The following is a 12,544-nucleotide window of genomic DNA, read 5'->3' on the forward strand; positions in this document are numbered from 1 at the left end:
CGGGACCCGCACCAGAAGACAAAGAGGTTCACACACGCCATGCCCCAACCACGAATCGCCGCCTGCGCGGCGGCGGCCGCAGCGTTGGCGCTCGCCGCCACCGCCTGCGGCGGCGGGTCCACCACCACTACCGGAGCCCACACCTCGGCGGCGTACAACGTCGGCGTGACCGGGATCGTGAACCAGACCTCGGCCGCCGGCCACGGCACGCTCCGGATGGAGCAGCCCTCGGATCTGCAGTCCACCGACCCCGGCAACACCTACTTCGGGGCCGACTGGAACGTGATGCGGCTCTACACCCGCTCGCTGGTCACCTTCGCCGAGGGCCCCGGCCCGGTGAAGCTGGTCCCGGACCTGGCCACCGACCTCGGCAGCATGAGCGCGGACGGCCTGACCTGGACCTTCCACCTGGTCAAGGGGGCGACGTACACGGACGGCTCGCCGATCACCGCGCAGGACGTCGCCTACGGCATCGAGCGCTCGAACTGGGGCCAGGACGTCCTGCCGAACGGCCCGACGTACTTCAAGCAGCTGCTCACGGACACCACGAACTACCAGGGCCCTTACAAGGACAAGAACCCGGCCGACCATCCCTCGGGCATCGACACGCCGGACAGCGGCACCATCGTCTTCCACCTGGTCAAGCCGTTCGCGGACTTCGACGACGTGCTGACGCTGCCGTCGACCGTGCCGGTCCCGCGGGCCAAGGACACCGGCGCCACCTACTACGAGCACGTACTGTCCTCCGGGGCGTACACCTTCGACTCGTACACCGTGGGCAAGGAACTGGACCTGTCGGCGTCCCCGAACTTCGACGCCGCCTCGGACCCGCTGCACCTGCACGTCGCGCACGCCGCCAGGATCGTCGACAAGGTCGACGTCAGTGCGCAGACGGTCGATCAGGACCTGCTGCACGGCACCACCGACATGGACCAGAGCGGCCTGGGCGTCCAGACCGCGACGCAGTCGCAGGTGCTGGGCAACCCGCGGCTCAAGGCCGAGGCCGACGACCCGATCACCGGGCTGCTGACCTACCTGACGATCGACACGAAGATCAAGCCCTTCGACAACATCGACTGCCGCAAGGCGGTGGAGTGGGCGATCGACAAGGCCGCGGTGCAGACCGCGTTCGGCGGCGGCATCGGCGGCGGGGACATCGCCACCACGGTGTTGCCGCCGACCGTCCCGGGCTACGTCCAGCAGGACCTGTACCCGACTCCGGGCCACACCGGCGACCTGGCCAAGGCCAAAGCCGAGATCGCGACCTGCAAGGCGGCCGAGCACATCACCGACATCACCACGCAGGTGGGCTACTACATCGACCAGGCGAAGGACAAGCCGGTCGCCGACGTCGTGCAGCAGAACCTGGCCGCCATCGGCATCACGGCGACCGAGGACGGCTTCAAGTACAGCCAGCTCTCGATCAAGGCCGGCAGCCAGGCTTATGTCAGGCAGAACAACGAGGCGCTGTTCATCACCGCTTGGGGCGCCGACTTCCCGTCCGGGTACGGATTCCTGGACCAGATCGTCACCCCGGACGGCATCAAGTCGACCGGCGAGAGCAACTACTCGGAACTCGACGACCCGGCCATCGATTCGTTGATGGCCGCCGCGCTCAAGACCACCGACCCGGACGCCCGCAACGCGCTGTACGCGCAGATCGACCAGCAGGCGCTGAAGGACGCGGCACTGGTGCCGATGATCGACTCCCGGGCCCTGATGCTGCGCCCGCCGAACGTCACGAACGCCTACATCGAACAGGCCTATGGCATGTACGACTACCAGGCACTCGGCGTCCAGTGAGGGCCCCGACACCATGCTGACTTTCCTCATCCGGCGCTTGTTCGCCGTCGCCGGGCTGCTGCTCGTCGTCGCGTTCGTGACGATGGTCATCTTCTACGAGATGCCGCAGTGGGGCGGGCAGACGCCGGCCACCATGGCGGTCCAGTACGTGGGCAAACAGCCTTCGCCCGCGGCGATCCAGGGTGTGGTCCACCGCTTCGGCTTCGACCGGTCGTTCCCGGTCCAGTACCTGGACTACCTGCGCACCATCTTCACCGGCACCACGTTCAGCGACGGCACCCAGGACATCGCCTGCAACGCCCCCTGCCTGGGCTACTCGTTCCGGAACTACCAGCAGGTCTGGCCGACGATCCTGAGCGACCTGCCGGTCACCGTCTCCATCGCGGCGGGGGCCGGCGTCCTGTGGCTGTTCTTCGGCGTCGCCTCGGGCCTGGCCTCGGCGGTGCGCAAGGGCTCGCTGCTCGACCGGGCGTCGATGGCCACCGCCCTGCTCGGCATCTCGCTGCCGGTCTACTTCCTCGCGCCGCTGCTGTCCCTGCCGCTGGCCTACCGGTGGTCGATCCTGCCGGCCCCGGGCAGCTACGTCGGGATCCTGTCCGACCCGGGCCAGTGGTTCCTGGACATGATCCTGCCCTGGACCTGTCTGGCCTTCGGCCTGGCCGCCCTCTACACCCGGCTGACCCGGGCCGGGATGCTCGACGTCCTGGGCGAGGACTACGTGCGTACCGCGCGGGCGAAGGGCCTGTCCGAGCGCCGGGTGGTCTTCAAGCACGCGCTGCGGGCCGCGATCACCCCGATCATCACGATCTTCGGCATGGACTTCGCCACCGCGCTCGGCGGTGCGGTGCTGGTCGAGATCACCTTCTCCATGAAGGGGATCGGCTTCCTGGCCATCACCTCGATCCAGAACGGCGACTTCCCGATGATGATGGGTGTCACCCTGTTCGCCGCCGCGTTCATCGTGCTGGCCAACCTGCTGGTCGACGTCCTGTACGCGGTGGCGGACCCGCGGGTGCGGCTGTGACGGCCGGGGGCGGGCGTCCGTTCCTCGCCGTGCGTGACCTGCGGGTGCACTTCCCGACCGACGACGGCCTGGTCAAGTCGGTGGACGGGCTCAGCTTCGGGTTGGAGCGGGGCCGGACTCTGGGGATCGTCGGCGAGTCCGGTTCGGGCAAGTCGGTGACCTCGCTGGCGCTGCTCGGCCTGCACCGCTCGGCGCAGAAGAAGAGGAACGCCGCGCGGATCACCGGTGAGATCTGGCTGGACGGCCAGGAGTTGGTGACCGCCAGCGATGCCGAGATCCGTCGGCTGCGCGGCGAGAAGATGGCGATGATCTTCCAGGATCCGCTGTCCTCGATGCATCCGTTCTTCACTGTGGGTGCGCAGATCATCGAGGCGTACCGGGTTCACAACCACGTGTCCAAGCAGGTCGCGCGCAAGCGGGCGATCGAGATGCTGGAGCTGGTCGGGATCCCGCAGCCGAACACGCGGGTGGACGACTACCCGCATCAGTTCTCCGGCGGTATGCGGCAGCGCGCGATGATCGCGATGGCGTTGGTGTGTAACCCGTCGCTGCTGATCGCGGACGAGCCGACGACGGCGTTGGACGTGACGGTGCAGGCCCAGATCTTGGATCTGATGCGGGATCTGCAGCGCGAGTTCAACAGTGCCCTGATCATCATCACCCACGACTTGGGTGTGGTGGCGGAGTTGGCCGACGACATCATGGTGATGTATGGCGGCAAGGCTGTGGAGTACGGTCCGGCGCACGATTTGTTCAAGGCGCCGGAGCATCCGTACACCTGGGGTCTGTTGGGTTCGATGCCGCGGTTGGACCGGGCTCGTGCGGATCGGTTGACGCCGATTCAGGGCAACCCGCCGTCGTTGATCAACGTGCCGTCCGGCTGTGCCTTCCATCCGCGTTGCCCGTACACGGGCGAGACCGGGGGGCGTAGCGACACGGAGATCCCGCTGCTGGCTGAGACCAGCCCTGGGCACCTTGTGCGTTGTCACATGGACCCGGCTCGGCGGCGGGAGATTTTCACCGAGCAGATTCGGGAGACCCTGTGAGCACCGATACCGAAACCACTCCCGAGACGCGGGCAGTCGCCGATCCCGAGGCGCTGCTGACCGTCACCGGTCTGCGGAAGCACTTCCCCATCCGGCGCGGGCTGCTCCAGCGCACCGTCGGCGCGGTCAAGGCCGTGGACGGCATCGACCTGTCCGTCCGGCCGGGGGAGACCCTGGGCCTGGTCGGCGAGTCCGGCTGCGGTAAGTCCACCGTCGGCAGGGTGCTGACCAAGCTGGTGGAACCGACCGGCGGGCAGATGGTTTTCGAGGGCCGGGACATCACCAACCTGTCCCAGGGCGCGTTCCGCCCGCTGCGCAGCGACATCCAGATGGTGTTCCAGGACCCGCAGTCCTCGCTCAACCCGCGGCACACCGTCGGCAGCATCGTCGGCGCGCCGTTCAGGATCCAGAACCTCGATCCGCCGCAGGGCGTCAAGCGCGCGGTCCAGGAACTGCTGGAGCTGGTCGGCCTGTCACCGGAGCACTACAACCGGTACCCCCACGAATTCTCCGGCGGTCAGCGCCAGCGCATCGGCATCGCCCGCGCGCTGGCCCTGCGGCCGAAGCTGATCGTCGCCGACGAGCCGGTCTCGGCCCTGGACGTGTCGATCCAGGCGCAGGTGGTGAACCTGTTCGAGGACCTGCAGGCGGAGCTGAACCTGGCGTACGTGTTCATCGCGCACGACCTGTCCGTGGTCCGCCACATCTCCGACCGGGTCGCGGTGATGTACCTGGGCAAGATCGTCGAGATCGCCTCGCGGGACGACGTGTACGGCCGTCCGCTGCATCCGTATACCAATGCCCTGATGTCCGCCGTGCCGATCCCCGACCCGGACCGCGAGGACGTCGAAACCCGCGCCGGCAGCGAGCGCATCCGCCTGACCGGCGACGTGCCCTCGCCGATCGACCCGCCGTCCGGGTGCCGGTTCCGTACCCGCTGTTGGCAGGCACAGGAGACCTGCGCCGTCCAGGAGCCGCCGCTGCTGCAGATCGCGACGGCCGGACCGGGACACCGCGTGGCCTGCCACTTCCCGGTGGAGCACTGAGAATGGACGGCATCCACGCTGCTTCATCCGATCCGACGAGAGCCACGCCCGGAATTGATCCGTCCGCACCAAGACGGTTCCGGGCGGGCGCGGGCAAGCTGATCGGCATGGCAACGAACCTCGATCCGGCCACGCTGGAGCTGCACCGACGCGCGGTGGTCGCCGACACCCACAACGACCTGCTCTGCTCGGTCGTGCTGCGGCCGGTGGCGCAGTGGCCCGACTACTTCCGCGCGCAGTGGCTGCCGCAGCTGCGCGCCGGCGGCGTGGACATCCAAGTGCTCCCGGTCTACGTCGACGACGTCTACCGGCCCGAAGGCGCGCTGCGCGAGACGCTGCGCATGATCGAGGCCGCGCACCGGATCGCCGAGGGCAACGCCGACGAGGTCAGCCTCTGCCTGGACGGCGCCGACATCGACCGCGCGCTGGCGGCCGGACGGATCGCGCTGGTCCTCGCGCTGGAAGGCGTCCCGGGCGTCGACGCCGACATCGAACTGTTCACCACGCTGTACCGGCTCGGCGTGCGCATCGCGTCGCTGACCCACTTCGGCCGTACGGCGCTCGCCGACGGCTCGGGCGAGGACGCCGCGGGCAGCCGGCTGACTGCGGCCGGGGTTGAGGCGCTGGCCGAGATGGAGCGCCTGGGCATGATGCTCGACGTCTCGCACCTCGGCGCGGCCGGCGTCGACCACGTGCTCGAACTCGCGACCCGGCCGGTACTGGCCACGCACTCCTCCGCCCGCGCGCTGTGCGACCACCACCGCAACCTCACCGACGCGCGGCTGGCGGCCATCGCCGACGGCGGCGGCGTGGTGTGCGTGAACTTCTTCCCGGGGTTCGTGGACCCGCACGAGCCGTCCATTTCCAGGCTCGTTGACCACATCGAGCACATCGGGAAGGTCGCCGGCCCGGGCCATGTCGGGATCGGACCGGACTTCGTGGTCGAGATGCTGCACGACGTGCTGCCCGGCGGGGTCGAGCTCGGGCCGGTGGCCGGCTGCGATCCGTTCGCCGCGCTGCCGGGGCTGGCCGGGCCCGCCGGTCTGCCGCTGCTCACCGCCGAACTGCTGGCGCGCGGGCTGGACGAGGAAGTCGTGGCCGCGACGCTGGGCGGCAATGTGCTGCGCCTGTTCCAGGCCGAGCTGGGCGTGCCCGCCGATCGCCGTGGGGCCGCTGCGTGAGTATCGACACCGCACCGCTGCTTGAGCGGCTGACGCAGTCCTTGCCGTCCATGCTCGCCGACCTGGAAACCCTGGTCCGCTGCGAATCGCCGACCAGCGACCGGTCCGCGACCAGCCGCTGTGCCGACGTGTTCGCCGAGCTGGGTATCAGGCTCCTGCAGTCGCATCCGCAGCGGCTGGAGCACGGGGGAGCGGTCCAGCTCCGGTGGCGCTTCGGCCGGGGCGACCGCGTCCTGCTGCTCGGTCATCTCGACACGGTCTGGCCGCTCGGCACGCTGGACCGACTGCCCTTCACCATCGCCGACGGCCGGATCACCGGCCCCGGCTGCTTCGACATGAAGGCCGGACTGGTGCAGCTCCTGTATGCGCTCGCGGCTCTTCAAGCGGACCGACCCGACGCGTTGGATGGAGTCAGTGTCCTGGTGACCACCGACGAGGAGGTCGGCTCCCCGGCATCCCACAGCCTCATTCAGGACGAAGCCCGCCGCAGTCAGGCGGTGCTCGTCCTGGAAGCCAGCGCCGACGGTGGTGCGCTGAAGACCGCGCGCAAAGGCGCCGGCTGCCACCGCCTGCACGTCGTGGGCCGCGCGGCGCACGCCGGACTCGAACCCGAGCGTGGAGCGAACGCGGCTGTCGAACTCGCGCACCAGATCCTGGCGATCGTGCAGCTCGCGGACCCGGAACTGGGAACGACGGTCACGCCGTCCGTGACCAAGGCCGGGGACTCCACGAACACGGTTCCGGGCGCCGCGGAAGTCGCCGTGGACGTGCGCGCCTTCAGCGTCGAGGAACAGCAGCGGGTCGTCTCCGGACTGGCCGCGCTGCGACCGCGTCTGGAAGGGACCTCGCTGCGGCTGGAGCAGGGTCCTGAGAGTCCGCCGCTGCCGCCTTCGGCGTCGAGCGACCTGTTCGCCCGCGCCGAGCAGGCGGCCGCACGCCTCGGGCTCCCGCCGCTGAGCGGGGTCGCCGTGGGCGGCGGCTCGGACGGCAACCGGACCGCGGCCGTCGGCACCCCCACCCTCGACGGGCTCGGCGCGGTCGGCGGCGGCGCGCACGCCGAGGACGAGCACGTCCTGGTCGACTCCCTGCCCGAGCGTGCGGCGCTGCTCGCCGAACTCGTGGCGGACCTGCTGGCGGCGCGTCCGTGAGCACACTGCCGATCCCGATGCCCTCGGCACGCGCCCTGATCGCCGAGGCGCACGCTCAAGCCGAGGCGGCGGCGCGTGCTGCGGCCGTCACCATCAGAGAACTGACGGAGCCGAGCGATCTCGGTGCGGTCGCCGAGGTCTTCACCCGGATCTGGGCACTTGAGCCGGGTCAGAGCCTGATGCCCACCGGCCTGATGCGCGTGATGGCATACGAAGGCTGCTACATCGCAGGAGTCTTCGACGACAAGAACGGCGACCGGCTGATCGGTGCGGCCACGGCGTTTCTGGCCTCGGACGTGGAGCCGCGGGGCGGCATCCATCTGCACTCGCACATCACCGGGATGCTACCCGAGGCCAACGGCCGGCACGCCGGCTTCGCGGTCAAACTGCACCAGCGCGCGTGGGCCCTGAGCCGCGGGCTGCGCCGCATCACCTGGACGTTCGACCCGCTGGTGCGTGCCAACGCCTACTTCAACCTGGCCAAGCTCGGGGCGGACGCGACGGCCTATCTCGTCGATTTCTACGGCGACATGCCGGACGGAGTCAACGCCGGGCAGGGCAGTGACAGGATCCTGATGAGCTGGGTCCTCGACTCGGCGCGCGCGGAGGCTGCGGCGAACGGCACTCGAATCGAGCCGGGGGACGAAGAATCTCTGCTGAGTTCCAACAAGGTGCTGCTCTCCGGGATCGCGCCCGGCGTGATGCCCGAGCCCGGCCCGTCGTCGGACTTCGGTGGTTCCCTGCTGTGTGCGACGCCCGCGGCGATCCAGGACCTGCGGCGTGCGGCACCTGAGCTGGCGCGTAGCTGGCGGTTCGCGCTGCGCGGCGCGCTGACGGATGCCATGGGACGCGGATACCGCATCGCCGGCTTCACCCGATCGGGCTGGTACCTGCTGGAACCAGACCTGGAACACGACCTGGAACAACGCGAGGAGAACGAACGCCGATGAAGATATCCGGAGTCGAACTGCGGCGCCTGAGCATGCCGCTGCGCAGTCCGTTCGAGACGTCTTTCGGCGTGGTGACCGAACGCGACATCCTGCTGGTCCGCGTCGCCACCGAGGAGGCCGACGGCTGGGGCGAATGCGCCGCGATGAGCGAGCCGGTGTACTCCTCGGAGCACATCCACGGCGCGGAGGACGTCATCCGCCGCTTCTTCCTCCCGAGGCTCGCCGCCGCACCGCGGGTCACCTCGGCGCTGGTGGCGGAGATCCTGGCGCCGTTCAAGGGCCACCCGATCGCCAAGGCGGCGGTGGAGGCCGCGGTCCTGGACGCCGAGCTGCGGGCCGCCGGCACCTCCTTCGGCGACCATCTCGGCGCCGTGCGGTCCGCGGTGCCGGTCGGCGTCTCGGTCGGGATCATGCCGAGCGTCGCAGAGCTCGTCGACACCGTCGGCGGCTACCTCGACCAGGGCTACCGGCGGATCAAGCTGAAGATCAAGCCGGGCTGGGACGTGGAGCCGGTCCGGGCCGTCCGCGAGCGGTTCGGCGACGCGCTGCTGCTGCAGGTCGACGCCAACACCGCCTACACCCTCGGCGACGCGCAGCGCCTGGCCGCCCTGGACCCCTTCGAGCTGCTGCTGATCGAACAGCCACTGCCCGAGGACGACCTCCGCGGCCACGCCGCACTGGCGAACCTGCTGCGCACCCCGATCTGCCTGGACGAGTCCATCACCTCGGCCCGCTCAGCCGCCGACGCGATAGCCCTCGGCGCCTGCCGCATCGTCAACATCAAACCCGCGCGCGTCGGCGGCTACCTGGAGGCCCGCCGCGTGCACGACGTCTGCGCCGCGAACGGCGTCCCGGTGTGGTGCGGCGGCATGCTGGAGACCGGCGTCGGACGCGCAGCGAACGTCGCCCTGGCGGCCCTGCCGAACTTCACGCTTCCCGGAGACATCAGCGCTTCCGAGCGCTACTTCGAGCGCGACATCACCGAGCCGTTCGTCCTGCGCGACGGGGAGCTGGAGGTGCCGCAGGGGCCCGGGCTCGGGGTCACGCCGGACGCTGCGCTGCTCGATGAGTTCACCACGGCGCGGGATTGGATCGATTTCGGGTGACGCCTCGCCGGTGATTCGAGCTTCTGAATCAGGGATCAGCCTTCTGAATCAGGCGAAGCGCCCGAACCCGCCCCGCCGCGCAGCAGGCCCCGCATCCGCGCGGCACGCGGATCCCGCAGATCCTCGAAGGCCTCGGCGGCCTCGGTCCACGCCTCGGCCGCCTCCGTCCGGCGTCCGAGCCGGTCCAGTGCGATGCCCAGATCGGCCAGCGTTTCCGCGCGCATGCGCTGGTCGCCCAGGGCGTTCCGGACCTTCAGGGCCTGGTGGAACAGGTCGACGGCGGCCTGCGGGCGGCCGGATTCCAGGTGGGCGCCGGCGATGTTGTGCAGGACGTAGCCCTGGCCGATGCGGTCGCCGATGCGGTCGGCCAGTTCCAGGGCCTCGCGGCCGTGGCTGATCGCCTCGTCGTAGCGCTGGAGGCCTCGGCAGGAGGCCACGATGTTGCCGAGGGCGACGCTCGCGCCGTTGTCGTTGCCGACCGAGCGCGCCACGGCGAGGGACTGGCTGTGGCACTCCAGGGCTTCCTCGAAGCGGTCGACGCGTTCGTAGACGGTGCCGAGGTTGGCCAGGGTCGCGCCTTCGCCGCGGCGGTCGCCGATCTCGCGGCGGATCTGGAGGGCCTGGCGGAGGTGTTCGATGGCGGTGTCGTCCGCGCGGATGAGTCCGTAGCCGATGCCCAGGCCGTTGAGCATGCGCGCCTCGGCGAAGCGGTCGCCGAGGCGGTGGGCGGCGTCGCAGCCGATGCGGAAGGTCTTCAGCCAGTCGGCGGTGGGGGTGTCCAGTTGGTAGTACGGCGCCGTCGCCACGGCGAGTTGCCAGGCCACGACGTCGTCGTGGGCGCGCTCGGCGATCCGGACGGCCGCGGTCAGGTTCCGGTCCTCGGCCGAGGACCAGGCCAGTGCGGCGTCGTAGTCGGGGAAGTCGAGCGGGGCCACGGTGCCGTCCGGCGGGTCCAGGTCGAGCTGGCGGGCCAGCGGGGCCAGGCGGCGGTGGGCCGCGGCGGCGGTGTGCAGGTACCAGCGCAGGACCCGGGCGATGGCCTCGGTTCGTTCGGGTTCTGTGTCGTGCGCGGTGCTGATCTCGGCCGCGCAGAGCCTGATCAGGTCGTGCAGCCGGTACACGCCGCGCTCCTGCGAGTCGAGCAGGTTGTTGTCGACGAGCAGTTCCAGCGCCGTCTCGGCGGTGCCCGGCGGCAGGTCGAGCAGGGCCGCGGCGGCGGGCAGGCTCAGCGACGCCCCTTCCCAGAGGCTGACCAGCCGTAGTGCGCGCCGCAGGTCGTCGTCGCCGGCCGGGCGCGCGAGGCCGTCGTAGCTGACCTGGAAGCTCGCGCGGACGGCGAGGTCGTCCACCTGGAGCTCGTCCAGGCGCCGGCGGGCGTCGGTGATCTGGCCGGCCAGGGACGCGATGGTCCAGCTCGGGCGCGCGGCGAGCCGGGCCGCGGCGACCCGGATCGCCAGCGGCAGCCCGCCGCAGCCGTCCAGGACGGCGGCGGCCGCGTCCGGCTCGGCGGCCAGCCGGTCCTCGCCGATGATCCGGGCGAACAGCGACCGGGCGTCGGCCGGTTCGAGCATCCCGAGGATGACCCGGCGGCAGCCTTCGAGCGTGGCGAGCCGGTTGCGGCTGGTGACGACGACCGCGCAGCCCGGGTCGGCGGGCAGCAGGGGCCGGACCTGCGCCGCGTCCTGGGCGTCGTCCAGCAGGATGATCAGCCTCCGGCCGGCGACGGCGGACCGGAACAGCGCGGCCCGGCGGTCGGTGCCGGACGGGATCTCGCGGCTGTCGACACCCAGGTCGCGCAGGAACCCGGCGAGCACGGCGCCGGGATCCACCGGGGTCCCGGCCCCGGCCCGCAGGTCGACGGCGAGCTGGCCGTCCGGGAAGTGCCGGCGCAGGGTCTGCGCCGTGCGCACCGCCAGCGAGGTCTTGCCGATGCCGCCGCTGCCGGAGATCACGGCGACCGGCGCGGCACCGGCGGTCGGGCCGGTGCTCGGGTCCGTGGTCGGGTCCGTGGTCGGGTCGAGCCAGTCCAGGAGCGCGGCGAGGTCGGCGTCGCGGCCGGTGAAGTCGCTGATCGCCTGCGGCAGGTGGGCCGGTGTCGGACGGGGTGACGGGGCCGGGGCCGGGTCCGGGGACGAAGACGACTGCGGCGCCGGGACGGCCGGCGTCTGCGCCGAAGACGCCGCAGCCTCGCCCTCCTCCTCGGATCGCAGAATCCGCAGATGCAGCTCCCGCAGCTCGGCCCCCGGCTCGATCCCGAGCTCGTCGGCGAGCGCCGCCCGCGCCCGCTGATAGCAGGCCAGCGCCTCGGCCCGCCGGCCCGACCGGTACAGAGCGGTCATCAGGCAGGCACTGAAGTGCTCGCGCAGCGGATGCACAGCCACCAGGGTCTGGAGCTCGGCCACCACATCAGCGTGCCGGTCCAGCTCCAGGTCGGCGTCGATGCGCTGCTCCAGCGCCCGCAGCCGGTCCTCGGCCAACTGCTGCCCGTGCTCCCGGTGCAGCAGGCTGGAGGGCACGTCGGCCAGCGGCTCGCCGTGGAACTGCGCGACCGCCTGCCGGTACCGGTCCGCGGCCGCGGACCAGTCGCCGCTGTCCGCGGCGGCGCGCGCCGAGTCCCGCAGACCCGCGAAGCGGTGCAGATCGAGTTCGCCCTCGCGGACTTCGACCACGTAGCTCCCGCCGCGGGTCCGGATCCGCTCGGCGACCTCGGCGCCGACGGCCTTGCGCAGCCGCGTCACGTACGTGTGCAGCGTGGACCGGGCGCCGGCCGGGATGTCGTCCCACACGGCCTCGACGAGCGTGTCCGCCGCCACCGGCGATCCGGCGTGCAGCAGCAGCGTCGCCAGCAGGGCCCGCTGACGGGGCGAGGAGATCGGGATCTCCCGGGTGCCGTCGTGGACGAACAGCGGTCCGAGCACACCGAATTCCACGTTCGTCCCTCCCCGCCGCAGGTGTGCCCCGATGTCGCGGCCCGTGCCGGCCGCCGGTGTCCGCGAAACGCAAGGGCACTGCAAGCAAGCGGCAAGGGTATCGCAGGCGCCCGGTGAAAGAGTTCTTGCGTCCTACCCGCACCGTTTCGAAGGAGTCCATCATGGCCAAGGCCACTCGCCACTACGCCAAGTACGTCCTGTCGACGCTGTCGAGCGCGATGTTCAGCTCGCAGCTGAGCTGAGGCTGCTTGCCGGCATCTGCTGCTGACCCGGGCCGAACACGCACTCTCGGACGTGCGTGCTCGGCCCG

At 70.8% G+C, this 12,544-nt stretch carries 10 protein-coding genes; 9 read left to right on the plus strand and 1 reads right to left on the minus strand.

The genetic code is table 11. The features are described from left to right. The first annotated feature begins 39 nt into the window (after positions 1–39). The 8 genes from ABH920_RS44550 (at position 40) to menC (ending at position 9,304) form a co-directional block, all read left to right on the plus strand. Positions 40–1,803 (plus strand): ABC transporter substrate-binding protein, encoded by a 1,764-nt coding sequence (locus ABH920_RS44550; protein ID WP_370355401.1) that lies wholly within the window; start codon positions 40–42, stop codon positions 1,801–1,803. 13 nt (positions 1,804–1,816) lie between these two features. Then, complete coding sequence (locus tag ABH920_RS44555; protein ID WP_370355402.1) at positions 1,817–2,827, plus strand: ABC transporter permease; 1,011 nt, start codon at positions 1,817–1,819, stop codon at positions 2,825–2,827. After that, entirely contained in the window at positions 2,824–3,873 is a 1,050-nt protein-coding gene (locus ABH920_RS44560; protein ID WP_370355403.1) for an ABC transporter ATP-binding protein, read from the plus strand. Before ABH920_RS44555 ends, ABH920_RS44560 begins: the two co-directional genes overlap by 4 nt. Next, entirely contained in the window at positions 3,870–4,919 is a 1,050-nt protein-coding gene (locus ABH920_RS44565) for an ABC transporter ATP-binding protein (RefSeq protein WP_370355404.1), read from the plus strand. Before ABH920_RS44560 ends, ABH920_RS44565 begins: the two co-directional genes overlap by 4 nt. Before the next feature lie 107 nt (positions 4,920–5,026). After that, positions 5,027–6,100 carry a dipeptidase gene (locus ABH920_RS44570; protein WP_370355405.1) on the plus strand — a complete coding sequence of 358 codons (1,074 nt, stop codon included), beginning with the start codon at positions 5,027–5,029 and terminating at the stop codon, positions 6,098–6,100. Between the two features lie 50 nt (positions 6,101–6,150). Then, positions 6,151–7,248: a M20 family metallopeptidase gene (locus tag ABH920_RS44575; protein WP_370355462.1), complete on the plus strand. Its 1,098-nt coding sequence runs from the start codon at positions 6,151–6,153 to the stop codon at positions 7,246–7,248. Continuing rightward, complete coding sequence (locus tag ABH920_RS44580) at positions 7,245–8,198, plus strand: GNAT family N-acetyltransferase (protein WP_370355406.1); 954 nt, start codon at positions 7,245–7,247, stop codon at positions 8,196–8,198. Before ABH920_RS44575 ends, ABH920_RS44580 begins: the two co-directional genes overlap by 4 nt. Continuing rightward, positions 8,195–9,304 carry an o-succinylbenzoate synthase gene (gene menC, locus ABH920_RS44585; RefSeq protein WP_370355407.1) on the plus strand — a complete coding sequence of 370 codons (1,110 nt, stop codon included), beginning with the start codon at positions 8,195–8,197 and terminating at the stop codon, positions 9,302–9,304. Before ABH920_RS44580 ends, menC begins: the two co-directional genes overlap by 4 nt. Before the next feature lie 35 nt (positions 9,305–9,339). Here the strand turns inward: menC and ABH920_RS44590 are convergent, their stop codons facing one another. Further along, positions 9,340–12,234 (minus strand): BTAD domain-containing putative transcriptional regulator, encoded by a 2,895-nt coding sequence (locus ABH920_RS44590; protein WP_370355408.1) that lies wholly within the window; start codon positions 12,232–12,234, stop codon positions 9,340–9,342. Between the two features lie 113 nt (positions 12,235–12,347). On the opposite strand from ABH920_RS44590, the gene ABH920_RS44595 reads away from it, so the two are divergent. Further along, positions 12,348–12,476, plus strand: coding sequence for a hypothetical protein (locus tag ABH920_RS44595; RefSeq protein WP_370355409.1), 129 nt, complete (start codon positions 12,348–12,350; stop codon positions 12,474–12,476). Positions 12,477–12,544: the final 68 nt, after the last annotated feature.

It is taken from the genome of Catenulispora sp. EB89, from assembly GCF_041261445.1.
In the GTDB taxonomy this organism is placed as follows: domain Bacteria; phylum Actinomycetota; class Actinomycetes; order Streptomycetales; family Catenulisporaceae; genus Catenulispora.